Raw genomic sequence first — 26,206 nt, forward strand, 5'->3', positions numbered from 1 at the left:
GATGGATTAAGAAGCCTGTTCCGCAGCAGCAGCCGGCGCTTCCGGAATCTTGTCCAGCTTGGCCACCGACGAGGTCAAAATCACCCCGGCCGACAGCAGCATCCCGGCTGCACCAATGACGAGCGTCCACTGCGTGCCGATCGCATCGCCGAGGATACCGCCGAGCATCGCGCCAACCGGAATCGATCCGAAAATGATAAAGCGCAGCGATGCGTTCATCCGGCCTTGCAGATGATCCGGCGTGATCGCCGTGCGCAACGAACGCTGGTTGATGTTATAGATGACGATCATCGCCGCATCGATAAACTGCGCGGCCATCAAGGTGATGATCGCAAGCGTCGCCGGGAACAGGGAGGAGACCGGCACCAGCAGGTAGAACACGCCGGCCAGAGCCAGCGAGAGCACCAGCGTTTTGCCAAGCGACAGTTTTTCCGCCACTTTGCCGGCGATGGCAGCCCCTGCCATTGCGCCGACGCCGCTCATCGTGAAGATCAGGCCGAGCACAAACGGAGACAAGTCCAGTTCACGCGTTACATACAGGATATAGATCGCTTCCATCGCCAGCCCAAACAGGTTGAACAGGCCGGTCGCGATGGTGATGCGAGAGAGAATCGTATTGCCAAAGACGAATTTCAACCCGTCCCGAATGTTCTGGAACACGTTGTTGTCTTCTTTGTCTTCCGGAAGTTCCGGCTTGTCCTCTTTGCGCTTGATGATGATCAGCGTAAAGGCGGAGATGAAGAAAGTCACGCCGTTGATCAGAATCGCCAGCGGTGCGGACAAGATCTGCACCAGCGCGCCCCCGATCGCCTGACCGCTGATCTGGGAAGCGGAGTTGGAGAACTCCAGCTTGCTGTTGCCTTCGACCAGTTCCTCCGTCTTGACGATCGACGGCAGGTAGGACATATAGGCGATATCAAAAAATACGGAAGCGGTGCCGACGATAAACGAGATCGTGCAGAGCAGCTCAAAGGTTAAAAATCCTTCCCAAGCCGCGTACGGAATCACCAGCAGCCCGATGCCGCGAATCACGTCGGTGAGGATCATGATCGGACGGCGGCGGAGCTGGTCGACCCACACGCCGACAAACAGCGAGAACAAAATGTACGGCAGATAGCCAATCGCCGTCAGCAGGCCCATCTGCACCGCGTTCACTTCGAGCATCAGCGCGGCGATCAAGGGCAGAGCCAGCGTGGTGATTTGAGCGCCGAACATGGACAGGGTCTGCCCTGTCCACAGCTTCATAAAGTCCGGGTGTTTCCAAAGTCCTGTAAATTTCATCGGTGTACAAGCTCCTTTTTACAGCTTCTTAGTCGTGCGCTGTGCACGTTTGATCGTCGGAGCTGCTGCTGCGACGCCTTGTTTTTCTTTCGGCAATGCGTCGATTCTTGCTGCCAGATCGGACAAGAGCGGCGTTTCAAACAGCGCGCGCACCGGCACGTCCGCTGCGAACTCTTTGCGCAGACGGAAGATCACCCGTGTCACCAGCAGCGAATGCCCGCCGAGACGGAAGAAGTGATCGTTTGCGCCCACCTTCTCCGCGCCAAGCTCTTCGGCCCAGATCTCGGCCAGCTTGTGCTCGGTCGGCGTGGAAGGCGGCAGATACGCTTCTTCTGCGGCCTGGAAGCTTGGCATCGGCAGCAGTTTGCGATCGACTTTCGCGTTGACGTTGAGCTGGAATTTCTCCATCACGACAAAAGCGGTTGGGATCATATACTCCGGCAGGCGATCCTTGAGGAAATCACGCAGTTCCTGCTCCTCGACCACACCGTCTTCCAGAACGAGGTAGGCGGTCAGATACTTGCCGATCACTTCGTCTTCGTAGGTGACGACAATCGTTTCTTTCACTTTCTCGTGCTGGATCAGGTTGGCTTCGATCTCGCTGACTTCCACGCGGAAGCCACGGATTTTCACCTGATGGTCGGCGCGTCCGACAAACTCCAGAATGCCGTTGGGCATCCAGCGTGCCAAGTCGCCTGTGCCGTACAATCTTTGCCCCGGCGCAAACGGATTCTCGATAAATTTCTCGGCCGTCAGCTCCGGACGGTCCAGGTAGCCGCGTCCAACAGCAAGTCCGCCGATGAACAGCTCGCCTGTCACGCCAAGCGGAGCGGGGTTCTGGCACTTGTCCAGAATCCAGACCTGCTCGTTGAAGATCGGCTGGCCCAGTGGAATCATCTCGCCTTCCGAGCCGTCGCAGAGGTACAGGGAGGAGAAGACGGTCGTTTCGGTCGGGCCGTACGTGTTGTACAGCTCCACGCCTGTAAAGGAGGTCAGGTAGCTTTTCTTCAGCGCGTCGCCGCCGGAGAGCAGGATGCGCAAGGAGTGGTCTTTCAGGTATTTGTTCAGCTCTTTGGTCACCAGCGAAGTGGTGGCGATGGCTGTGATTTCTTTGTCGCGGACAAAATCGGACATGTGCGCCATATCCAGGAAGTCGTATTTGTTGACGATGAACAGGCTCGCCCCGGACAGGAGCGCCGGGAAGATCTCCTCCAGCGAGTTGTCGAACGCCAAGGTCGCCTGCTGCAAGAAGCGGTCTTCCGGCTGAATGCGGAAGATCTCTTGGAAGGCATCCACAAAACAGACCAGGTTGCGGTGTTCGAGCATGACGCCTTTCGGAACGCCGGTCGTGCCCGAGGTGTGCAAGACCACAAAGAGATGCTCCGGGCCGTTTTGCACAGGAAGGTTGCTGTCGTCTGCCGCATAGAGCTCAGGCGATGTCAGGTCGTACACCGTTCCGGTAAAACCAGACAGGTCCTGCGGCTGATCAAGGTAGGTCAGGAACCACTGGGTCCCACTGCCGGTCAGCACGGTGAGCACGCGTTCGCGCGGGGTGGCGATGTCGAGCGGCATATACGCGCCGCCCGCTTTCAGCACGGCCAGCACCGCGACGATCATCTCCAGCGACGGCTTGGCCATGATGCCGACCAGTGAGTCTGCCTGCACACCCGCCTCACGCAAGGTGCGGGCCAGTTGGTTTGCTTTGCGGTTGAGCTGTCCGTAGGTCAATTGCTCTCCGTTGTACTCCACCGCCAGCGCATCCGGGTCGCGGTCGACTTGGCGTTCGAACATCTCCTGCACGGTCAGATGTGCCGGGAAGTCTTTGGCTGTGGTGTTCCACAGCTTCATCAGTTCGAACTCCTCCGGCGTCAACAGCGGCAGGGCGGCAACCGCTTCGTCCGGCTGTTGTGCAATGGCTTCCAGCAGCAGTTGGAACTGTGCAGCCATGCGCGAGATCGTCGCTTCGACAAACAGGTCGGTGTTGTAGTTAAACTCCAGCACCAGTCCCCCTGCGGTCTCTTCTGCGATCAGGGTCAGTTCAAATTCCGCTTCGTCGGTGTACACGTTTTGCGGCGTCACGGTCAAGTCGGCGAGCTGCAAATGCTGCTCGGGCGTGTTTTGCATGACGAACATCGTCTGGAAGACCGGCGTGCGGCTCATGTCGCGCTCGATCTGCAGTTCTTCGACCAGCTTCTCAAACGGCAGGTCCTGATGGGCAAAAGCGCCAAACGCGCCTTCGCGGACCCGGCCCAGCAGTTCGCGGAAGCTCGGGTTGCCCGACAGATCGGTGCGCAGTGCCAGCGTGTTCGCGAAGAATCCGATCAAAGGCTCAGTCTGAGCCAGCGTGCGATTGGCAATCGGCGTGCCGACGACGATGTCCTCTTGGCCGGAATAGCGGTGCAACAGCGTTTTATAAGCGGTGAGCAGGGTCATGAACAAGGTCGCGCCTTGCTCGCTGCACAGCGTTTTCAGCCCTTGCAGCAGTCCGGCAGACAGTTCGACGCGGTGGTACGCGCCGTGGAAACGCTGCACCGCCGGGCGCGGCAGGTCGGTCGGCAGCTGCAGCACCGGAACTTCGCCTGTAAACTGCTCTTTCCAGTAGCTCAGCTGTTTCGCCAGCACTTCGCCTTGCAGCCAGTCGCGCTGCCAGGCGGCAAAGTCGGCGTACTGGATCGACAGCGGTGCCAGCTCGGCAGGCTGTCCCGTACGGAACGCCTCATACTGCGCCATCAGTTCCTGCATAAACACCGTCAGCGACCAGCCGTCGGAGATGATGTGGTGCATGACGATCATCAGGGCGAATTCCTCATCGCCCGTGCGGTAGAGCTTGGCGCGGAACAGAGGGCCTTTTTCCAGATCGAACTTCACCCGCGCATCTTGGCGCATGCGGTCTTCGAGCTCCGCTTCGCTCAGCTCTTCCAGCGGCAATTCCACGCGGGACGGCGGGAGAATCACTTGTTGCGGCACGTTGTCTTCCGTGCGGAACACGGTGCGCAGCGATTCATGACGAAGGGCAATTGCGCCGAGACTGTCTTCCAGCGCGGCGATTTCCAGCGGTCCGGTCAGGCGGTAGAACGAAGGCATGATGTATGCCGCTTCGTCCTGCACGAGCTGATCGAAGAACCAGAGGCGCTGCTGGGCAAATGACAACGGCAGCGTCTGCGTGCGGTCGAGGGCGGGGATCATCACTTCCTGTGCCGAACCTTCGCCTTCTACGCTGAGGTGTTCGGACAGCGCCGCGAGGGTCGGCTGTTCAAACAGCACACGCAGCGGCACTTCCACACCGACATGCTGGCGAATCCGCGAAACCGCTTGAGTCGCCAGCAGCGAGTGACCGCCAAGGGCAAAGAAGTTGTCTTCGATCCCGACGCGCTCAACGCCCAGCAGTTCGGACCAAATCGCGGCCAACTGCTCTTCCAGCGGCGTGCGCGGCGCGACAAACTCAGCCAGCCCGTCGCGGGTGATCTCCGGTGTCGGCAGCGCGTTGCGGTCGATCTTGCCGTTGGGTGTCAGCGGCAGTGCGTCCATCATGACAAACGCCGACGGCACCATATATTCCGGCAGCTTTTGTTTGACGATCTGGCGCAGCTCGGAGACGGTCGGTGCGACCCCTGCTTGGGCCACGACATACGCGACGACGCGCGGATCGTTTGGCGTGTCTTCACGCACGATCACCGTGACTTCCAGCACGCTCGGGTCCTGGGCGAGCACCGCTTCGATCTCGCCGAGTTCGATGCGGAAGCCGCGCACTTTCACCTGATGGTCGATCCGGCCCAGATAGTCGAGCGAACCGTCCGGCAGATAACGCACCAGGTCGCCGGTGCGATAAAGCCGTTCGTCTGTTCCCGGCAGGAACGGATTGAGGATAAACTTCTCCGCCGTCAGCTCCGGGCGGTTCAGGTAGCCGCGGGCCAGACCTGCGCCGCCGAGGTACAGTTCGCCGGACGCACCAAGCGGCACCGGCTGCATGTGCGAGTTTAGCACATAGGCTTTCGTATCGGCAACCGGACGCCCGATCAGCGGGGCGGACGCGCTGTTGCGCTCCATTTTGGCAAACGTCGAGTAGGTCGTGTCCTCCGACGGGCCGTACAGGTTGTACACGCTGTCGACGGTCGGCAGTTCGTACAGGCTCTGCACCAGCGATTTTTTCAAAGGCTCGCCGGCGAGGTTGATCACTTTGACGTTCGCCGGGATCGCCTGCAGACGGTGGAGTTCGGCGATCGCCGACGGCACGGTGTTGATCAGCGTCACTTCGCCTGCTGCGGGCAGTTCCGGCAGGTGCAGCGCGTTTTGCGCGAGGATCACTTTGCCACCCGTGCTGAGCGGCACAAACATCTCAAAGATCGACAGGTCAAAGCAGATCGACGTCGAGAACAGCACGCCGGCCAGTTCCTCTGCGGTGTACACATCCTGCGCCCACTGCACCAGCGTTGCGGCGCTGCGGTGTTCGATCGCGACCCCTTTCGGCCGTCCCGTCGAGCCGGATGTGTAAATGACATAGCCGAGGTGATGCGGTTCGGCACCGTTAATTGGTTGCTCGGTGCTTTCTTGTGCAATCTCAGGCAATGCCTGCTCCAAACAGACTTTTTCCCCTTGGAACTCGCTGAGGCGTTCCGCAAGATGGCCTTCGGTCAACAGCAAGGCGACCTGCGCGTCTTCCAAGGTGAACAAAATGCGCTCTTGCGGATAGTTCGGGTCGAGCGGAACGTACGCGCCGCCCGCTTTCAAAATGCCGAGGATGGAGATCAGCAGATGCTCCGTGCGCTCCATGCACAGCCCGACCAGCGATTCGGCACCGATGCCGCGTTTCTGCAGGAACTGAGCCATTTGGTTGGCCCGCGCATTCAGCTCGGCATAAGTGATGCGGGATGCGCCGTCGATCAGCGCCACCGCATCGGGCGTCTTCGCCACTTGCGCTTCCACCAGTTGCGGAAGCGTCATCTGCGGATAGCCGGACGTGGTGTCATTCCACGCCACCAGTTGCTGCTGCAGGTCTGCTGCGCTCAGGAACGGCAACTCGCCGATCTTCTGCTCCGGTTTCGCAACGATGCTCTCCAGCAAATTGGCAAAATGCTCCGCCATCCGCTCCATCGTTTGGCGGTCAAACAGATCGGAGTTGTATTCGAACACCGCTTTCAAGCCTGCCGCCTGCTCTTCCATAAACAAGGTCAGGTCATACTTCGCCGACCCGTTGTCCACTTCGAAACGGGACACGGTCACACCCGGCAGCTCAATCTCCGAAGCGGGCGCGTTTTGCACGGCGAACATCGTTTGGAACAGGGGCGAATGGCTCAGCGTGCGTTCCGGCTTCAGCTCTTCGACCAGTTTTTCAAACGGGACATCCTGGTTGGCAAACGCGTCGAAGGCGACCGTCTTGACCCGCTCCAGCAGTTCGAGGAACGTCGGGTTGCCCGACAGGTCGGTGCGCATGACCAAGGTGTTGACGAAAAATCCGATCAGATCTTCCGTCTCCGTCAGATTGCGGTTGGCGACGGGAGACCCGACCAGCACGTCCTCTTGGGCGGTGTAGCGCAGCAGCAGCGTCTTGTACGCAGCCAAGAGCACCATATACAGCGACACGTTCTGCTGACGGCACAGTTCCTTAACCGCGCTGCTCAGTTCCGCAGACAGCTCAAACGAATACTCCTGCCCCCGAAAACTCTGCGCCAGCGGGCGCGGGCGGTCGGTCGGCAGCTGCAGTAGCGGCAGTTCGCCTTGCAACTGCTCTTTCCAAAACTGAACCGACTTCGCCAACGCCCCGTCTTCTTGCACGCGCTGGTTTTGCCAGACCGAATAGTCGGCGTACTGAATCGGCAGTTCCTTCAGCTGGGGATCAGTGCCTTGCAACAATGCCCGGTAAAACTCGGTCAGTTCGCGGAACAGCACACCCGCCGACCAGCCGTCCGACACGATGTGATGCACGTTGAGCATCAGAATGTGTGAGAGGCTGTCCAGCTTGACCAGATACATACGCACGAGCTGTCCGGCCTGCAGGTCGAACGGCAGTTGCGTCCACTCCGTCAACAGTTCCTGCGCCCGAACTTCGCGCTCATTTTCCGGCACCGCTTGCAGATCCACTTCCTGATACGGCAGCGGCTGGAACGCATCGACCTTCTGGCACGGCTCGCCGTCGCGCTCTTCAAAGCGGACGCGCAACACGTCGTGGCGCTTGCAGATCTTCTCGATGCTGCCTTTCAGCACAGCGGAGTCCAGCTCACCTTGAATTCTGAACAGGTACGGAATGTTGTACGCCGCGTTGCCCGGATGCAGCTGGTCGAGGAACCACAGCCGCTTCTGCGGGTAGGAAGCCGGCACCCATTCGCGCTCCGGCTGGCGCTTGATCGTTTGCTGCGGTTTCTTGTCCCGGCTCAGCATCTTCGCCAGCAAAGCTTGTTTGGCAGATGTAAGGCCATCCTTGTTCACCGTCATCGTCATTCCCCCCGTTTATTCGTGATGGAGCAGCGCAAGCGCTTCTTCTTCCGTCATGTTCTCGAGCATTTCCATCAGGCGCGTTTCCACTTCTTCAGCCATCTCATGGAAAAGCGGTTTGGCAAACAGCGTGCGAAGCGGCAGTTCAACGCTGAACTGACCGCGAATGCGGGACACGACCTGTGTCGCCAGCAGCGAGTGTCCGCCCAGATCGAAAAAGTCGTCCCCAGCGCTGACTTTCTCCAGTTTCAAAATGTCCATCCAGATGTCGGCCAGCACCTCTTGCACCGGCCCCTCCGGTTCCACAAACTCCGCCGAGCTTTGGTGCGGCAGACGGTCGGGCATCGGGAGCTGCTTGCGGTCCGCTTTGCCGTTGGCGTTCAGCGGCATCGCATCGAGCTGCATCAGGAAGGACGGCACCATATAATCGGGCAGCAGGTCGCGCGTCATATTACGCAGCTCTTCCATGCTCAACCCTTGCGCTGCATCGAGCGCCACCACATAGCCGACCAGACGCTTCAGGCCGTCAGTGTCGTGGACGATGACGAGCGCTTCTTTGACATTGTCATGCTTGAGCAGCGCTGCTTCGATCTCGCCGAGCTCGACGCGCATCCCACGGATTTTCACCTGGTTGTCGGCGCGGCCGATAAACTTCAAGCTGCCGTCAGGACGGCAATATCCGAGGTCGCCCGTCTTGTACATGCGCTCGCCCGGCACAAACGGGTCGTCCATAAACGCTTTGAGGGTGCGCTCCGGGTCGTTCAGGTACCCTTTTGCCACCCCGATCCCAGCGAGGTACAAGTCGCCGCTGACCCCGACCGGGACGGGCTGCAGATGCTCGTCGAGCACATAGCAGCGGTTGTTGTCGATCGGTTTGCCGACGCAGACTGCGCCTTCTTCAAGCAGATCGTCCGCCGTGCAGACGTGGATCGTCGAGTCGATCGACACTTCGGTCGCACCCCAAGTGTTGTTCAGCGACCCGGGCATTTTTTCAAAAAAGCGGCGGACGGTGGTCGGGCTCAGCGCTTCGCCGGAAGACAGCGTGGAGCGCAGGCTGCACAGACCTTTTTTGTCCTCTTCGGTCAGCTCGTCGAGCACCAGATTGAGCATGCTCGGCACGAATTGAATGTGTACCACTTCGTAGCGGATCGCGTCGTCGATCATCGCGCGCGGGTCGACTTGTGCGCCCGGCTCGATCAAAGCGATGCGCCCGCCGACCATCAGCGGCCAGAAGAATTCGACCGCCGAGTCGTCGAACGTCAACGTCGTTTTCTGCAGGACGCTTTCGCCCTGTTGCAGCTGGAAGTGATTTTGCATCCAGCACATGCGGTTGACCCAGCCGAGGTGTTGGCTGACTACCCCTTTGGGCTTCCCGGTCGAGCCGGATGTGTAGTAGACGGAGATCATGTTGTCAGGCGTCACCTGCACGTTTGGCTTCTCCGCAGACTCTTGGTCGATCTGTGCCCAGTCCGTATCGAGGAAAAGGAACGGAACTTCTTCATGCCAGACCTTTTCGCGCAACGCTTCTTGCGTCAGGCAGACGACCGCTTGCGAGTCTTCAATGATCCCTTTCAGACGCTGGAGCGGCGCTTCCGGGTCGAGCGGCAGGAAGGCGCCGCCAGCTTTCAGCACCGCATACAGCGCGATGACCAGCTCCAGCGAACGCTGCACGCAGACGCCAACCACGCGGTCCGGGCCGACGCCTTGTTTGATCAGCGCATGCGCCAGTTTGTTGGCGCGCTCCTCCAGTTCGAGGTAGGTGATCTCCTGTTCTTGGTACACAGCAGCCGCCAGATGCGGCGTTTTCTGCACTTGCTCCTCGATCAGTTCATGCAGCACGCGATGGGACGGGAACTCGACAGAGTTGTCGTTCCACGCCGCGAGTTGGGCACGCTGCCCTTCCGAAACGATCGGCAGCTCGGAGATCTTCTGTGCTGCCTCTGCCACGATGCTTTCCAGCAGCGTGACGAAGTTCTCCTGCATGCGCTCCATCGTCTCGCGCTTGAACAGGCCGGTGTTATATTCGAAAATGCCGGACAGAGCGCCCGACTCCGTTTCGGTCAAAAAGAGGGTCAGGTCATAGCGCGACGTCCCGGCGTTCACCTCAAGCGGCGACACGTCCAGACCGCGCAGTGCCAGCGTCTCCTCCAGCTTGTTTTGGAACGCAAACACCACTTGCGTCAGCGGTGCATGCGCCTGGTTGCGCTCGACTTGCAGTTCGCGCACCAAGCGGTCAAACGGCACGTCCTGGTGGTTGTACACGTTGAGGCAGCGCTCTTTCACCGCCTGCAGATACTCGGCAAACGACAGCTCGCCGTCAAACTCGCTGCGCAGCACGATCATGTTCACGAAAAAGCCGATCAAGCGGTCGAGGCCCGGCATGGTGCGGTTGGCGATCGGCGAGCCGACCAGAATGTCCTGCTGTCTCGAATAGCGGTGCAGCAAGATGTTGTACGCGGCCAACAGCACCATATAGAGCGACGCATCAGCCTCCTGCCCCAGCTCGGCCACCTGTGCGGCCAGTTTGGCCGGGATGGAAAAATGGAGCCGGTCGCCTTCGTACGTGGGCAGTGCCGGACGCGGATGGTCGGTCGGCAGCTGCAACAGCGTCTGTGCGCCTGCCAATTCCGCTTTCCAGAACGGAAGCTGTGCGTCGATCTCGCCGCTTTCCAGCCACTTGCGCTGCCAGACGACAAAGTCGGCGTACTGGAACGGCAATTTCCCAAGCGGATTGGCTCCGTTCTCCAGCGCCGCCTCATATGCGAGGCCCAGCTCCTCCAAGAACACCACGCCCGACCAGCCGTCAGTGATGATGTGATGCAGATTGATAAACAAGACATGCTCATCAACATTTACACGGAACAGCACAACCCGAATCAAAGGCGCTTTTTCAAAACTGAAAGGCACGCGGGACTGTTCTGTCAATTTTGCCTGCAAGAGAGCTTCACGCTGTTCGCCCGGCACGTCGGTCAGGTCGATCAGTTCCAGCTGCAGATCGGCGTCCGGCGCAATCCGCTGCACGGGCAGATCGCCAACCAGACCAAACGAGGTGCGCAGCGTTTCGTGACGCTGTACCACTTGGGTGAGGGCGGTCTGCAAAGCATCAGCGTCCAACTCGCCCGTGAGGCGGTACGCGTACGGCTCGTTGTACACGGCGCTCTCCGCATCCATTTGCTGCACGAACCACAAGCGTTCCTGGGTGAAGGACAGCGGCAGATCCTGATCGCGTCCGACCGGCTCGATGACCATCTGCTGTTGCCCGGCGACCGCAACCGTCCAGCCTTGCGCTTCGAAAGCGGCGGCGAGTTGCACAGCGTTTGGCTGCTCAAAGACGATTTTCAAATTCACGTTTCCGTTCACCGAAGCACGCAGGCGAGACATCACTTGCGTCGCGGTGATCGAGTCGCCGCCGAGTTCAAAGAAGTCGTCCTCTGCCCCAACATCATCCAGACCCAGCACGTCTGCAAAAATGGAGCACAGATGCGCCTGCAGCTCCGTTTGCGGCGCGACATAACCTGCCCCGAGCTCCTGACGGCTGATGTTCGGCACCGGGAACGCTTTGCGGTCCGTTTTGCCATTGGCGTTCAGCGGCATCGCGTCCAGCGTCATGATATAGGACGGCACCATGTACTCCGGCAGCAGTTCCTTGAGCATGCTGCGCAGCTCTTCACTCTTCAGCGCATGGTCCGCATCAAGCGGCACCACATAGCCGATCAAGCGTTTCAGCCCGGCCGTTTCCTGCAGCAGAACGATCGCTTCCTTAACGTTCTCATGCCGCAGCAACGCCGATTCGATCTCGCCCAGTTCCACGCGCATCCCGCGAATCTTCACCTGGTTATCGGCGCGGCCGATGAACTTCACCGATCCGTCCGGGCGGAAGTATCCGAGGTCGCCCGTCTTGTACATGCGCTCGCCCGGCGCGAACGGGTCGGCCAGGAATGCTTTGGCTGTGCGTTCCGGATCGTTCAGGTAGCCTTTGGCCACCCCGATCCCGGCGAGGTACAGCTCGCCCGTCACGCCGATTTCCACCGGCTGCAACTGCTCATCCAGCACATAGACGCGGTTGTTGTCGATCGGCTTGCCGACGGAGATTGCGCCTTCCTCGTCGCTGTCGTCCGGGGTGCAGACGTGAATCGTCGAGTCGATCGACACTTCGGTTGCGCCCCAGGTGTTGTTCAGCGACCCGGGCATCTTTTCAAAAAAGCGCCGAACGGTGGTCGCCGACAGCGCTTCGCCCGAAGACAGTGTGCTGCGCAGAGCGGTCAGCGCTTGGCGGTCAGCAGCGGTCACTTCATCGAGCACCAGATTGAGCATGCTTGGCACAAACTGCACATGCACCGCTGCATAGCGGATCGCCGCATCGATCATCGCGCGCGGATCAACTTGCGCGCCCGGTTCGATCAGCGCAATCCGCCCGCCGACCATCAGCGGCCAGAAGAATTCAACGGCCGAGTCGTCGAACGTCAAAGTCGTTTTTTGCAACACAGTTTCGCCTGCATTTAAATGGAAGTGATTCTGCATCCAGCACATGCGGTTGACCCAGCCGAGGTGTTGGGAAACAACGCCCTTCGGCTTGCCGGTCGAGCCGGACGTATAGTACACGGAGATCATGTTCGCCGGAGTGACCCTAACGACCGGCTTGTCAGCCGGCTCCAAGTCGACCTGCGCCCAATCGGTATCCACAAAAACAAACGGCACGCCGTCATGTTCAATCTTCTCACGCAAGACCTCTTGCGTCAGGCAGACCACCGCTTCCGAGTCTTGCACAATCTGCTTCAGACGCTCCAACGGCGCTTCCGGATCGAGCGGCATAAACGCGGCCCCCGCCTTGAGCACGGCGTACAGAGCAACGACCAGCTCCAGCGAGCGCTGCACACAAACGCCAACCACACGGTCCGGCCCGGCGCCTTGCTTCATCAAATAGTGCGCCAATTTGTTCGCGCGTTCTTCCAGCTCCAAATACGTCATTTCCTGACCATCATAAACGGCAGCAGCCAAATGCGGAGTTCGCAGCACCTGTGCTTCGATCAATTCATGCAGCACAGCGTTCGACGGAAATTCCACAGTCGTCTCATTCCAAGGCATCAACATGATATCACCTGTCTCAGATATATTAAGTGCAGTAAATTTTTGGATAAAATAAAGATATTTGACCTTTTAACTCACAAGACAGTATAAGCTAAACGTTACCCTGTGTCCAGAAAAATTGAATTCCTTTCATATGATTTTATATCTTTATTTGATTCCGAATACTTACGAAATCAACGATCTGGTCTCGCAGTTCGCTTCCCCGCATACACTCTTTGCGGCGGAAGGAGTTGAGTCAACCATGCATCCACAGCGGTTTAAAAAAATCCTCGTCGCCAATCGCGGCGAGATTGCGATTCGCGTGTTTCGCGCCTGCACGGAAATGGGGATTCGCACCGTCGCCTTGTACTCGGAGCAGGACAACACGTCCCTGCACCGCTACAAAGCGGATGAAGCGTATCTGATCGGCAAAGACCAAGGCCCGATCGAAGCCTACCTCGACATCGAAGCGATCCTTGAGATCGCCAAGCGCGTGGACGTGGACGCGATCCACCCTGGCTATGGTTTCTTAGCGGAAAATGCCCATTTTGCCATGCGCTGTCAGGAAGAAGGCATGATCTTCATCGGCCCGCGCCCGGAGCAGATCGATCGGTTTGGCGACAAAGTAAAAGCCCGCGCCACAGCCGTCGCGGCGGGCATCCCGGTCATTCCGGGGACGGCCGGCGGGATCGAATCGCTGGCGGAGGCGCTGTCCTTCACCGCCCGGCACGGCTTCCCCGTGATCATCAAAGCCGCATCGGGCGGCGGCGGACGCGGCATGCGCATCGTGCGCTGTGCAGATGAGCTGCAGGAAGCGGTCACGCGGGCCCGCTCCGAAGCCCTGTCCGCTTTTGGCAATGCGGCCGTCTATCTCGAAAAATACATCGAGCAGCCCAAGCACATCGAAGTGCAGATCCTCGCCGACCACGCGGGCAATGTCATCCACCTCTACGAGCGGGACTGCTCGATCCAGCGCCGCTACCAGAAAGTCGTCGAAGTCGCCCCCAGCCTCGCCCTCGACGACAGCCTGCGTCAACAGATCTGCCAGGCCGCCTTGCAGCTGATGCGGCACTCGGGCTATCTGAACGCCGGCACGGTGGAATTTCTCGTCACGCCGGACGGGAAATTTTACTTCATTGAAGTAAACCCGCGCGTGCAGGTCGAGCATACGATCACCGAGCTGATCACCGGGATCGACATCGTGCAGTCACAGATCCTGCTCGCGGCCGGCGGTCTGCTGTCCGACCCGGAACTGGGCATCCCGGCGCAAGACGAGATCCCGGTCAACGGATATGCCATCCAGTGCCGGGTGACGACCGAAGACCCGGAGAAAGGCTTTGTGCCGGACACGGGGCGGATCTTAGCGTACCGCTCCGGCGGCGGATTTGGCGTGCGGCTCGACGGCAGCAACTGCTTCACCGGGGCGACCGTTTCGCCGCATTACGATTCGCTGCTGGTCAAAGTCTCAACCTGGGCGATGAACTACGAAAAAGCGGCGAACAAAATGCTCCGCACCTTGGAAGAGTTCCGCATTCGCGGCGTCAAGACTAACCTGCCGTTCCTGACCAACGTTGTGCAGCATCCGAGCTTTCTGACCGGGGAGTATTCGACTGCCTACATCGACAGCACGCCGGAGCTGTTCCAGTTCGCCAAACGGCAGGATCGCGGCACCAAGCTGCTCACTTTTATCGGTCAGACGATCGTCAACGGCTACCCCGGCCTGCCCGTCGGTGCCAAACCCGCTTTTGCCGCGCCGCGCATCCCGGCGACTTCCGTGCGCCAGTGCGATCCGAGCGGCACGAAGCAGATTTTGGAGCAACGAGGGGTGCAGGGCTTGATCGACTGGACGCGGCAGCAATCCAAGCTGCTCGTGACCGACACGACGTTTCGCGACGGGCACCAGTCGCTGCTCGCCACCCGCGTGCGGACGTACGACCTGTTGCAGATCGCCGAGGCGACCGGGAAGTATGCGTCCGATCTCTTTTCGCTGGAAATGTGGGGCGGGGCGACGTTTGACACGAGCATGCGCTTTCTGCACGAAGACCCGTGGGAGCGGCTGCAACTGCTGCGCGAACGCATCCCAAATGTGCTGTTCCAGATGCTCCTGCGCGGGGCGAACGCGGTCGGCTACAGCAACTATCCCGACAATGTGATCCGCAAATTCGTGCAGCTGTCGGCCGCCGCCGGGATTGACGTGTTCCGCATTTTTGACAGTCTGAACTGGATCGAAGGCATGCGCGTCGCCATCGACGCCGTGGCCGAGGCGGGCAAAGTCGCCGAAGCGACGATCTGCTACACCGGCAACATCCTAGATCCCAAGCGTGACAAATACTCGTTGCAGTACTACGTCGACCTCGCCAAGACGCTGGAAAAAACGGGCGCGCACATCCTCTGCATCAAAGACATGGCCGGACTGCTCAAGCCGTTTGCGGCGTACAAACTGATCCGCGCCTTGAAGCAGGAGATCGGCATCCCGATCCACCTGCACACGCACGACACGAGCGGCAACCAGATGGCGACGCTGCTCAAAGCGTACGAAGCGGGCGTCGATATCGTCGATGCCGCGCTTTCCTCGATGTCCGGGTTGACCTCGCAGCCGAGCCTGAACGGGCTGGTCGCATCGGTGCAGGGCATGGAGCGGGAGACGGGGCTCGATCTGCACAACCTGCAGCTCCTGTCCGATTTCTGGGAAGACATCCGCCCCTACTACCGCGAGTTCGAAAGCGGCATGAAGTCGCCCAGCTCCGAAGTCTACCTCCACGAGATGCCAGGCGGGCAGTACACCAACCTGCACCAGCAAGCCAAGGCGGTAGGGCTTGGCGAGCGCTGGGAAGAGGTCAAGACGATGTACCGCACGGTCAACCATCTGTTTGGCGACATCGTCAAAGTCACGCCTTCCTCAAAAGTGGTTGGCGACATGGCGCTGTTTATGGTGCAGAACAACTTAACGGAAGAGACAATTTATGAAAAAGGCGACCGGGTCGATTTTCCCGAATCGGTCATCCAGTTTATGCAAGGCTATCTCGGGCAACCGACGGGCGGTTTTCCCGAGCAGTTGCGCAGCGTCATCTTGAAGGGCCGCGACTATCTGACCACCCGTCCCGGCGAGCTGCTGCCCCCGGCCGATTTTGATAAAACGGGTGCGGAGCTGTCCGCCAAACTGGGGCGGCCCGTGAGCGAGTTTGATATCATGTCGTACATCATGTATCCGAAAGTGTTTGTGGAAAAAGAGAAGTATGCAGCCGAGTTCGGGCAGGTCGCGGCGCTCGATACGCCGACGTTTTTCTACGGGCTGCAAGTCGGGGAAGAGATCGCGGTGAACATCGAGGCGGGCAAAACGCTGATCATCAAGCTGGTCTCGGTCGGGCCGATCGCGGCGGACGGGTGCCAGACGCTCTTTTTCGAACTGAACGGCCAGCCCCGCGAAGTGACGATCCGCAACCTCTCCGTCGAAGCGGACACCTCCCTCCGCCGCAAAGCCGACCCGGCCGATCCCGCCCACCTCGGCGCGTCGATGCCGGGCAAAGTCCTCTCCGTCATGTTCGAGCCCGGCCAGCGCGTGAAAAAAGGCGACCATCTGCTGGTCACCGAAGCGATGAAGATGGAGACGACGATCCAGGCGTCGTTCGAGGCGGTGGTGCAGGAAGTACTGGTCAAATCGGGGGATAGTATTGAGACGGGCGATCTGCTGATCGTGTTAGAGAAACGCTGACAAAAAGCACTGTTCCCAGCGCGAAAAGAGCTGCGCGTACCAAATGCTCGCCTTACGAGAAGAACTCTGCGTATCACATGAACGCCATACGAAAAAACCATCGAGCGGTTCACGCTCGATGGTTTTTTGCTGTTCCTATTTCATCACATCATGCCACACATAGCGCTCGCCGTTCATCTCGCTGACGACGTTGATCGCCACGCGCGCGCCGTCGCCGGAGGTGACGATGGTGTGGACGCTGACGCCGGCGATGGTACCGGCCGCCCAGATGCCCGGGATGCTGGTTCTGCCGTCGCGGTCGACAACGACGTTCGTTTTAATGCGCGGCTCGGTGCCTTCGCGCGTCTCCAAGCCGATTTTCTCCGCCAGATCGGCCATCACGCCGGTGGCGAGGATGACGTGAGTTGCTTCATGCTGCCCGTCTTCCAATTCAATACGGAAGCCGTTATCCGTCTTGACGATGTTTTCGACTTTGCCGGTGAGCAGCTTCGCGCCGACCTTCTCCATCTGCTTGCGGCCCGTTTCCAGCATATCAGGCCCGCTGATCTCCATGATGCCAAAATGGTTCTCCATCCACGCCCGCTTGGTCATGCTGTGATCGCTGTCGATGACCAGCGTATTTTTCCCTGCCTTCGCCGCAAAGATCGCAGCGCTCGCCCCGGCCGGACCGGCGCCAACAATTACAATGTCATGCATGCTGAGGTACTCCCTTCCAGTAGAGCTTGCCTTTCTCTACCAGTCTACACCTCAACTGCCCCTTTTTATGTGCAGTAAGGAGGAATTATTGCAGAGATTCAAGAATATTTGATACATTAGAAAATATCTGTTAACCGCCGGGAGGTGTTCATGTGAAACTTCGCAAAAAGATGTTTCTGCGTTTTTTAATGCTAATCGTCGTCTGCCTTGTGCTGATGCTTCTTTTTGTTAAAGAAGTTTTGCTGAGCAGCTACCTGCGCATCGACGAAGCACAAGCGAAAAAGACGATGGCCGTGGTGATGTACGCCATCGACGATGAGATGAAAAACATCAACACCAACATGTTAAATTACTCGGCGTGGGACGATACCTACCAGTTTGTGCAAGGCCATGGTTCGCCCGACTATCTGGACAGCAACTATCCGACCACGATGTTCGAGACCAACCGCCTCGACCTCGTGCTTTTAGTAGATGAAGACTACAACATCAAATACGGGCAAAGCTACAACCCGCAGCAAAAAGCCGTCCGCTCCATCCCTACATACTTTCGCAATCAGGACAACCTGCGCAGCCTGACCCGGTTCGCAAACGTGACAGACACCCAAATGGGCCTGCTGGAGATCGACGGCCAGCCGATGATGGTCATTTCCCAGCCGATCCTGACCAGCGAACGCCAAGGCCCGATTCGCGGCGCGATGATCGTTGGCCGCATCCTTTCACCGGCGGAAGTGGAACGGCTCAGCCTGCGCACACAGAAAAGCCTCGCGATCATGCCGGCCGGCCAAGTCGCGCCCCCCGCCGGCCCCCCCGGCGTCTGGGTCAACAATCTCTCCGGGTCGCAAAGCAAAGTCTACGGCATCGTGCATGACTGGGAAGGCGGGATCTGCTTCATCGTTTCCATCGAGCAGGAACGCGTCGTCTATCAGCAAGGGCTGAAGACGATCCTCTACCTCGGGCTGTATCTGCTGGCCGTCGCCATTGTCGCCGTCGCCGGAGCGGTCATCGCCACCGACCGCCTCGTCATCAACCGCCTGCACCGCCTGGTGGAAAACATCCGCTGGATCTCCCGCAACCGGAGCTTCTCCGCGCGCATGGAGCCCAGCGGCAAAGACGAGATCGGCGAACTGGAAGCGGAGTTCAACCTGATGATGGCTTCCCTCCAGCAGTCGCAAAAGGCGATTCGCGATGCGGCGCTGCTCGATCCCTTGACCCAGTTGCCGAACCGCGTCGCGTTTCACGAAAGTCTGGTCGGCGCCATCGACCACGCCAAACGCACCGGACAGACGCTGGCCGTCCTGTTTGTCGATCTGGACCATTTCAAGCACATCAACGACACGTGGGGACACGACGCGGGCGACCAGTTGCTGTTGACGATCGTCGAGCGGATGAAAGGGGCTTTGTGCAGCAATGCGCTGATCTCGCGGATGGGCGGGGACGAATTTACCGTCCTGATCACCGGCTTCGCAGCGAACGAGCAGGTGCATGACCTCGCCGTGCAGATCGGCGCCGAATTGTCCCGGCCGCTGCGCATCGCCGACCGCGAGCTGAAGATCACAGCGAGCATCGGCTACAGCTTCTACCCGCATGACGGCTCCGAAGCGGAAAGCCTGATCAAAAATGCCGACCTGGCGATGTTCACCGGCAAGATGCACGGCCGCAACGAGATCCTTGGCTATCACGACGAGATGCGCGAGATGATCGAAAAGCAGGAAAACCTCGCCATGTACCTGCGCTCGGCGGTGGATCAGGAAGAGCTGTTCCTGCAGTATCAGCCAATCGTCAACATCTCCTCCGGCGAAACGGTCGGCGTCGAAGCGCTCGTCCGCTGGCAGCACCCGATCCTCGGCCGCGTCTCGCCGCTGGACTTCATCCCGCTCGCCGAAAAAACGGGCCTGATCCACAGTATCGGCAACTGGGTGCTGAAACAAGGCTGCCAGGACATCCTCGCCCTCGGGCAACCCGACTTGCAGCTGTCGATCAACGCTTCAGCGGTGCAGTTGGAAGAGCAGAACTTCATCGAGAGCGTGATGGACATTTTGCACGAGACGAGATTTGACCCGCGCCGTTTGAAGATCGAGATCACCGAAAGCGCCCTGATGTCCGATATCCAAGGCGTGACCGACAAGTTGCAGCAACTGCGCGATGCCGGGATTGAGATCTCGATCGACGATTTCGGAACGGGCTACTCGTCGCTGCATTACCTGAAAAAGTTCCCGCTCGACACGCTAAAAGTGGACAAGAGCTTCATGGACGAAATCGTTGCCACCGAAGGGGACAGCACAATCGCCAAGGCGATCATCGACCTCGGGCGCAATTTAGGGCTAAACGTGATCGCCGAAGGTGTGGAGACGGCCGAGCAGGTGGCGTTTTTGCGCGAACAGGACTGCCATTTCGTGCAGGGCTATTATTTCAGCAAACCGCTCGATTTCCCCGTGCTGGAAGTGTTTTTGGCAGGGAAACGTCTTTCTGTCTAATAAACAACACCCCCTCCTGAAGGCTCAGGAGGGGGTGTTGTTTGCTGTCTTTATTTTCGCTTCGTCATGTCTACGATTCCTTCCGCTCGTTCATAGCTGCTTACCACAATCAGTACGATGATCAGAACTCCCATCAAAATACCCTCTAGCACAGAGAGAGCCCTCCTCATGTTGGTTCTGAAGAAAGGTATGTACTGAGAGTCTATGTGAGAAAACAGTTTATTTAGACCGCCAAAAAAAGACAGCCAATGCTGGCTGTCCGCAAATTAATCTATTCTAAAAAGCTATTCACCTTGTTCGGCAATGCTTCTCTCGTCGCCCCTTGATAACCGAGACGATCCCCCAGTTGCTGGTTGATGGCCGTCATCTTGGTTGTGTACTCTCTGCAGCTGGCGATGATTTGTTGGTTGGAGCGTTCAGAAAGATCCAAAGCTGTCATCAAATCACCGATCGCCTGATTGACTGCCTCCAAAGACATCGACGGTTTGCTTAACAGTTCATTGGTTCGTTCCGTGGTGGTCTTCAGCAGACGTGCATTTTCTTTGAACTGATTTTCCAGCGTTTTGTTCGTGGCATCTACCGCCGCGATCACCTTCTCCTGATCCCCGAGCGCCATAGTGATCATGGCAGAAACGGTGATCAGATTGGCTGTTTTATCGATGGCATTATTGACCGAATCGATCAGCTTGTCGTTGTTGTCATTGATGAGGTCGGCCGCCGCAATCGCCTGATTGTAGACGATGATCATTTCCGTCATCGACTGAATGCGCGATACCACCTTGCGCAGGCCGCGTTCCAAATGCGCTTTTCGAGAGGTATTCTCCGCTTTTGCGATCTCCAGCTCAAACAGCTCTCTGAGTTTATCTCCGAACGCGATCTTGGTCTGCAGATTGTAGATCTCTTCCATTGACGTGCGCTTCATTTGACGCATATAGGCGATATTTTCCTGCAACGTGTCCTTCCCGTCCCGCAGCCCACCCAGGATCGCATCGATGTTCGTTTTGACAGACTGGTATTTGTAGACGTAGTTTTTAAAGGGGCTTTTGCGTAACAACTTGCCAAACATCCCCACGTTTTTGCTTTGCTCAAGCCCTTCGCATTCCGTACGAAGTTTTAAGATCATGTTCGACACTTCGGCTTGCTTCCCGGACATGAGATCGTTGACCGGTCTGTCCAGCATTTGCAGAGTCTGTCCCGCCTTCTCCTGCGTCTTCATCCCCAACTTCCCGATCTCATCCATCAGAGAATCCAACGAAAGCGTGTCGGTGCTCGATACCTGTCGAATCAACTGCGTCGCTTCTTGAACAACCTTCTGTTCATCCTCTTTTCTGAGCTCAATGGCAAGAGTAGACATGCTGTTCCTCCTTACATATGATCAGATTCACGATAGCGGTTCTGGATCAATTCTGCTTTGGTCTGCAATTCAATTAGATCCTTATGTTCAATCGTTTCGACGATCGTCGTGATTTTGGTATTGATGTCCTTCAGTCCGTTAAGCAACATCCTGCGGTTTTTCGTTTTCGTTTCCCCGCTCAGCCGTAAAAACGGCGTGATAAAGCTATTAAGGTCCTTCAACACCAATCTGCGGATCGTATGATTGATCGTTCCATTGTTCATTTCTTGCAAAAGCGGGATAACACGCTGCAAACGGGCAAACAAAGCCAGCGATTTATCCACGATCTCATCGTCTAGATTGTTTTTCTGCCCCTCCGAGATCACCATGTCTTCTAAGATCTCCAGATACTCCAACACGGGCGTGAATTCGGGCGCCACCGGTTCCGCCTGCTCCTGACGGCCACTGCTTGGAATTGGCTCAGCAGGTGCGGACGTCTCAACTTTGACTTCTGGAACCACATCCCGAATGTTTGCCTTCTTTCTGTCACGCATCGCTCCGATCCACATCCCCGCAAAAGGGATCAGCAACGAGATCAGTTCTGGAAAAAGTGGACTCGTGATCAATGCGATCAAATAACCTGCTGCAGCACCTGCTACGACTCGTTTCGTCATCATGGAAAATCACCCCCGGATCTCGTACCTGCTACTACTAAAATTATAGGTTATCATGTCGGATTTTGCCAGTACCTCGATCATTAGGAATACACAGTTCGAACGCCAACTGTAGGATCTCGACAGCTGCAAAAACGCCAGATACACGCGTCATGAGATATTCCGCTTGCTCTCGATACAGCTCGCCATGCCGCGGGATGATAGAATGTCGGGCATGATCCAGCATACTTCTGTCAAGCAGTGAGTCGCCCGATGCCAAGCGAACCTCTTTGCCGGACAATTCCTCCAGGTAGGCCAAGGCTGCTGACTTGCTCACAGCGTCCGGAACGAGATACAGCTTGCGTCCCTGTATGGAGAGTCCCCAGCCCCAAGCCTTCAGCCGTTCGGCGGCACGTATCACCTGTTCTTGCGGCATCCGTTCACGCTCGATGCGGATTGCAAAAAACATTTCGTCACAAAACCGCTCGTCCAACACCCACTCCGGCGTCGCGAACTCCCTGAAAATTTTGTACACATCCTCGGCAGGCGAGCACGTCTCCCGAATGCTGCGATGCAAATTGCGGTTCCATTCCAGGTCGGGCACGCCATCGAACAGGATATTGCCTCCGTTGCTGGTTACCGCGTATTTCGGCAGAATTTGTTCCTGGAACAGATGAATCCGACGGTACTGTTCCACCGTCCGTGTCGTAACCGGGACAAACGTTGCACGTTCCGCTACTTCACGCAACAGCTCTAACGCCTGCTCCGGCATATAGGAGAGCGGGGCTCCGTCTTTCAACTCCACAGGGATGAGCCCGCTGCTTTTCATCGTGCTCCCGAGTGATCGCTGCGAATAGATCAGCGTTTGATCCAGATCGCTGGCAAAGATCATACAGACTCATCCCTTCGCGGCAGGATCAGGCCGCAACAAGAATAGTGGAGACCCGGCGAGACCTCCACTGGAACTTGTCGGTCCGCAGCCAACAGCAGAATGTGTTTTAAATTGGGATTGTCCAAGCGATCCACAAGGATCTTCCAAGGAACCCTTCGCAGCAGAACACGGGTCGTCTCCCCCACTCCTGGTTTCACCAAATTGATGTCTTCAATCCCGAATTGCGACTGCAGATGCCCGATTTCTTGCAACCCTCGCCAACTCGGCTCCACCTGCGCGTTGAGGTGCTGCTCCGCTTGCAGTCTGGCCAGCTCAGCGATGGAAGGGAAGTACCTGCTCACCGTATCGACGAACAGTTGGGACACGTCTTCACCTGCCCACTCTGCATAATATTTAGCTCCATGAAAATCATCCGGCCCGATCAAGTCTTCTCTCAGGACAGTACGACTGACCAGTCCCGATACGGTCGAGTTCAAGCAGGCGCTTGGAATCAGAAAATCTTCTCGCGTGCCAAACGTTTCTGAGCATTCCCCCGGATCTGCCAACACTGCCAGATCGCTGTTTAACCGGATGTTATGCTTCTTTTCAAAATCTGCACACGACTTCGCCAAGACCTGTGAGATCGCTCCTTTCCCCGTCCAGCCATCGACAAATTGAATCTCATCACCCGAATGAGTTTGCAAGAGATAGAGAAGCGCATTCTCATCGATCCCTTTTCCACGGATGATCGAAACGCTGTAATGAGCAAGCGAAATCCCATAGACGTGCTGTAAGTAGCGTTTCATCAGTATGCCCGCTGGAGTGCCGGCTCTGGCGAGGGAAACAAGCACGACCTTCGTACCGCGTTTGCGGATAATCAACTCTGCAGCCTTTCCCGCTGCCAGCGCTACCTTTTCGGCCGTTTGCCGAAGCGTTTCATGGAACAGCTGCAGGTATTCAGCCGTCGGCCGATATTCCACCGGCAGCATCTCTGAGTAATGAATTCCGCTCTGGATGGCTTTCTCCCGGTCTTCCGTTGAGGTTTCCAACTCGACGCTTTGCAGATTCTTTAAGAGGAAGGTCACATCATCAGGATTGTAACTGCCCATCGGTTGCGGGGCGGATATCTTCATATCATGGCTCCTTTCCTTTGCTCAGGACAAAATGACCACTCGGACGCTCTTGATGCCCAAGTTGCAGAGCCGTTCGAGAAACGGTTCCATTCGCTCCGCTTCTACCTGCCGCTCCAAAAAGACAAAGAGGTCGTCATACCCATACCGTGTCACGTTATAGAAAAAATGCTGAATCTGCGGGTCATCTGGACTGGGATAGGAAAATGCCTCCCAAATTGCATAGGACGGTTCTGCATGCTGGTGGATCGGACTCCTTGTGGTCGATTGATACCAGACCCCGTCCCCCATCTCCGCTGCGATACGCATGGGAAGGTACATAAATTCCCCTGTCCCAAGACATAACGTTTTGGAGCCGGTGCGAACCTCCTTTAAAATTTTTGCAGCTAGACTGATCTGACGGTTGATCCGCTGCGCCGACGCTGATTCGATCCCGAATCGTCCTGTTGCCAAAAGGTAGGGCATGGGGTTCCGCTGCCCGACCGAGTCGAGGGAAGACTGATCAACAGTGTCAAAGAGATCCTGCAGGCGTATCACATCCAGATCGACATCCACACGCGGCATGGTCTGTACGGTAGTGGCCGCCACCAAATAAGGCTTTCCCTCTGTGCTCATTTCACCTTTAAGCAGAGCGAGCACCTTGATCGTAACGCCCAGTTCCCGCTCCAGGTCAGCAAAGCGGTCTTGCTGTGCCTGTGTTCGCCAATCCAGCAACGATGCCACATAATAGTCGCGTCCTGGATGCTTGCTGTTCAGTTCCCGAATGATGTTCAATACCGTGTTTCCTGTCGTCAGTTCATCATCGACCAATACGATCGCTTCCTTGTCTTGAACAGGAGACGACGCATAACAGCGATGCGATGTGGCATGGGAATGCACTTCTTCGAAATTGACAGATGAATCAAGTTCCGGAATCAATTCCCGTGTCGTGTGGACATATCGGCAATCTGTTGCAAACGCTGCATACATGCTGTTGCCCAGTGCGGTCGCCGTTTCAGCAAACCCGATGAAGACGAGTGGCCGCGGCGGGCTCCATCTGTTTTCCTGCAAGCGAAAAAATGCAGCTTTCGCCTGCATAGGGTCACGCACCCCTCCCAGTACTTCCTCCGGACAGGGAGCAGTTCCGTTCAATTCCTGCTGCAGCAACAGGGCCAATGCAAAGCCGCCCATCAGACTCACTTCCGGACGCACGGGCAAATGCTTCCCCAGAATCTTGCTGACGAAAAGAAACGACCGCTTTTTATTGATGCGGGCAGCCATCGAAAACAACGTCTCCGGCGAGATCTCAAACGGGTTCTGCGTAACTCTGATGTGTACCTTTAGATCCCCTGTGATCTCATACGTATGCTTGTCCTGAATAGAAAACTCTTGGTTGTTGAACGTTTCCTTGGTCATGTAACACCCCATAAACTTCAGCTTGTGCCAGAATTCGTTTCGCCCAATTCAAATGCGGCTTGATTTCGTTCATTTTGTTTGCATACTCGCTGCGAATCACGCCACTGTTCCCATCGGAGTTCTCCATGATGTTGACGGCGTCTTGATATTCTTCACAAGTTACTGCATATAGCGATTGCACAATGTTGAGATGGCTCGGATGGATGATCGTCTTACCTGTCATCCCGTTTTCCTTATCGAGCAGAACCTCGCGAATGAGACCATAATCGGACGGTGTCACCGGCTTCAAGCCATATTGGTCGGCGATGCGCTCGATTCGCTCATCCTTCATGCCAGGACTGCCGTTTTGTCGGGAAAAATACTCCCATACCGGGCCGGAAATCACATAGCCGTCTTCAGAACGGCCCAGAATGTTCAAGATGTCAGATATACAGCTGCGAATCGTGGTGATGTCATAAATCGTATGGTGGACGCTTCGCCGTACTCCGAACAAACCAGAGAAGTCGGTCGCGCCGATCCGCACGTTTAAGACATGCTTTTTGTAGCGGTCAAGAATCGCTTTGATGTCCAGAAGTGCCTGGGGGCGCATTTCCAAATACATAATCTCGCGGCTTTCCAAAATCGGTGATCCATACAAGACGGGAGCATGGGGCGCTTTGTGTTGATGATAGGCTGTAAGAATTCTGAAATAATGCTCTCCGTTCTCCGCTGTGAATTTCGGAAAGAAAAAACCGGTGATCAACACGATTCGCTCAGCCAGCCTGTCAATCAGCTTTTCGAGTTGCTCTGGACTTCTCACTCTGATAAAGATCAAAGGGAGCTTTTCTTTCTGAAGCGTCCCGATCTCCAGATAGGAATGCAGTTTGAACAGCTGTTGAAGAAGCGTTTCCTCAGCCATCTCCACCTGATGATCCCCAATCGCATCTTCCAGATCCAAAACGAGTGATACCAGACCTTCATGTTTTTGATAGAGAATGTCTTCCGCCACCGTAAGTCTGGTTGCGGGAGTGTACAGAGCGGCTCCCGCTGCCTGGGCTAGAATATCTCGGCTTGAATGATTGTTAAAAGATACGGGTGATCGATAGAACCTCACCAACTCTTCTTTTTCAGACAAAAAGCTGAAATATCGCAAAGTTGACTCCCCTCTCACGAGTTGAAAATACTC

General features: G+C 57.1%; 12 protein-coding genes. 2 read left to right on the plus strand and 10 right to left on the minus strand.

Annotated elements, in window-relative coordinates; genetic code table 11:
* Positions 1-6: 6 nt before the first annotated feature.
* Genes CBW65_RS04080 through CBW65_RS04090 form a run of 3 tightly spaced genes read right to left on the minus strand, consistent with a single transcriptional unit; the run spans position 7 to position 12,795 of the window.
* The gene (locus tag CBW65_RS04080; protein ID WP_087455720.1) at positions 7-1,281 is read right to left on the minus strand and encodes an MFS transporter; all 1,275 of its coding nucleotides are present in this window, start codon (positions 1,279-1,281) and stop codon (positions 7-9) included.
* A gap of 18 nt (positions 1,282-1,299) precedes the next feature.
* Positions 1,300-7,710, minus strand: coding sequence for a non-ribosomal peptide synthetase (locus CBW65_RS04085; protein WP_198299747.1), 6,411 nt, complete (start codon positions 7,708-7,710; stop codon positions 1,300-1,302).
* A gap of 15 nt (positions 7,711-7,725) precedes the next feature.
* Positions 7,726-12,795: a non-ribosomal peptide synthetase gene (locus CBW65_RS04090; RefSeq protein WP_087455722.1), complete on the minus strand. Its 5,070-nt coding sequence runs from the start codon at positions 12,793-12,795 to the stop codon at positions 7,726-7,728.
* A 244-nt stretch (positions 12,796-13,039) separates the two neighbouring features.
* Between CBW65_RS04090 and pyc the strand changes: the two genes are divergently transcribed.
* Entirely contained in the window at positions 13,040-16,489 is a 3,450-nt protein-coding gene (gene pyc, locus CBW65_RS04095; RefSeq protein ID WP_087455723.1) for a pyruvate carboxylase, read from the plus strand.
* Positions 16,490-16,624: 135 nt separating this feature from the next.
* On the opposite strand, the gene CBW65_RS04100 is transcribed toward pyc, so the two are convergent.
* Complete coding sequence (locus tag CBW65_RS04100; protein WP_087455724.1) at positions 16,625-17,185, minus strand: FAD-dependent oxidoreductase; 561 nt, start codon at positions 17,183-17,185, stop codon at positions 16,625-16,627.
* A 152-nt stretch (positions 17,186-17,337) separates the two neighbouring features.
* Here CBW65_RS04100 and CBW65_RS04105 point away from each other — a divergent pair, with 152 nt between their 5' ends.
* Positions 17,338-19,659, plus strand: coding sequence for a bifunctional diguanylate cyclase/phosphodiesterase (locus CBW65_RS04105; RefSeq protein WP_087455725.1), 2,322 nt, complete (start codon positions 17,338-17,340; stop codon positions 19,657-19,659).
* A gap of 271 nt (positions 19,660-19,930) precedes the next feature.
* On the opposite strand, the gene CBW65_RS04110 is transcribed toward CBW65_RS04105, so the two are convergent.
* Genes CBW65_RS04110 through CBW65_RS04135 form a run of 6 tightly spaced genes read right to left on the minus strand, consistent with a single transcriptional unit; the run spans position 19,931 to position 26,173 of the window.
* Positions 19,931-21,013: a toxic anion resistance protein gene (locus tag CBW65_RS04110; protein ID WP_087455726.1), complete on the minus strand. Its 1,083-nt coding sequence runs from the start codon at positions 21,011-21,013 to the stop codon at positions 19,931-19,933.
* 11 nt (positions 21,014-21,024) lie between these two features.
* Positions 21,025-21,666 (minus strand): hypothetical protein, encoded by a 642-nt coding sequence (locus tag CBW65_RS04115; RefSeq protein ID WP_408646549.1) that lies wholly within the window; start codon positions 21,664-21,666, stop codon positions 21,025-21,027.
* Between the two features lie 43 nt (positions 21,667-21,709).
* Positions 21,710-22,537, minus strand: coding sequence for an HAD family hydrolase (locus tag CBW65_RS04120; protein ID WP_087455728.1), 828 nt, complete (start codon positions 22,535-22,537; stop codon positions 21,710-21,712).
* A complete protein-coding gene (locus tag CBW65_RS04125; RefSeq protein WP_087455729.1) occupies positions 22,534-23,649 on the minus strand; it encodes a cysteine protease StiP family protein in 1,116 nt (371 codons plus the stop codon). Before CBW65_RS04125 ends, CBW65_RS04120 begins: the two co-directional genes overlap by 4 nt.
* 21 nt (positions 23,650-23,670) lie before the next feature.
* Positions 23,671-25,041 (minus strand): phosphoribosyltransferase family protein, encoded by a 1,371-nt coding sequence (locus CBW65_RS04130; protein ID WP_198299748.1) that lies wholly within the window; start codon positions 25,039-25,041, stop codon positions 23,671-23,673.
* The gene (locus tag CBW65_RS04135; RefSeq protein ID WP_087455731.1) at positions 24,983-26,173 is read right to left on the minus strand and encodes an HpcH/HpaI aldolase/citrate lyase family protein; all 1,191 of its coding nucleotides are present in this window, start codon (positions 26,171-26,173) and stop codon (positions 24,983-24,985) included. Before CBW65_RS04135 ends, CBW65_RS04130 begins: the two co-directional genes overlap by 59 nt.
* Positions 26,174-26,206 lie beyond the last annotated feature (33 nt).

It is taken from the genome of Tumebacillus avium (assembly GCF_002162355.1).
GTDB classification, from domain to species: Bacteria; Bacillota; Bacilli; order Tumebacillales; family Tumebacillaceae; genus Tumebacillus_A; species Tumebacillus_A avium.

What these genes read in the sequence shown, in the direction of transcription:
- pyc (WP_087455723.1), top strand. Translation starts at nt 13,040, where the DNA reads ATGCATCCACAGCGGTTTAAAAAAATCCTCGTCGCCAATCGCGGCGAG.
- CBW65_RS04120 (WP_087455728.1), bottom strand. Translation starts at nt 22,537, where the DNA reads ATGATCTTTGCCAGCGATCTGGATCAAACGCTGATCTATTCGCAGCGA.
- CBW65_RS04130 (WP_198299748.1), bottom strand. Translation starts at nt 25,041, where the DNA reads ATGACCAAGGAAACGTTCAACAACCAAGAGTTTTCTATTCAGGACAAG.
- CBW65_RS04080 (WP_087455720.1), bottom strand. Translation starts at nt 1,281, where the DNA reads ATGAAATTTACAGGACTTTGGAAACACCCGGACTTTATGAAGCTGTGG.
- CBW65_RS04110 (WP_087455726.1), bottom strand. Translation starts at nt 21,013, where the DNA reads ATGTCTACTCTTGCCATTGAGCTCAGAAAAGAGGATGAACAGAAGGTT.
- CBW65_RS04115 (WP_408646549.1), bottom strand. Translation starts at nt 21,666, where the DNA reads ATGACGAAACGAGTCGTAGCAGGTGCTGCAGCAGGTTATTTGATCGCA.
- CBW65_RS04090 (WP_087455722.1), bottom strand. Translation starts at nt 12,795, where the DNA reads ATGCCTTGGAATGAGACGACTGTGGAATTTCCGTCGAACGCTGTGCTG.
- CBW65_RS04125 (WP_087455729.1), bottom strand. Translation starts at nt 23,649, where the DNA reads ATGAAGATATCCGCCCCGCAACCGATGGGCAGTTACAATCCTGATGAT.
- CBW65_RS04100 (WP_087455724.1), bottom strand. Translation starts at nt 17,185, where the DNA reads ATGCATGACATTGTAATTGTTGGCGCCGGTCCGGCCGGGGCGAGCGCT.
- CBW65_RS04085 (WP_198299747.1), bottom strand. Translation starts at nt 7,710, where the DNA reads ATGACGGTGAACAAGGATGGCCTTACATCTGCCAAACAAGCTTTGCTG.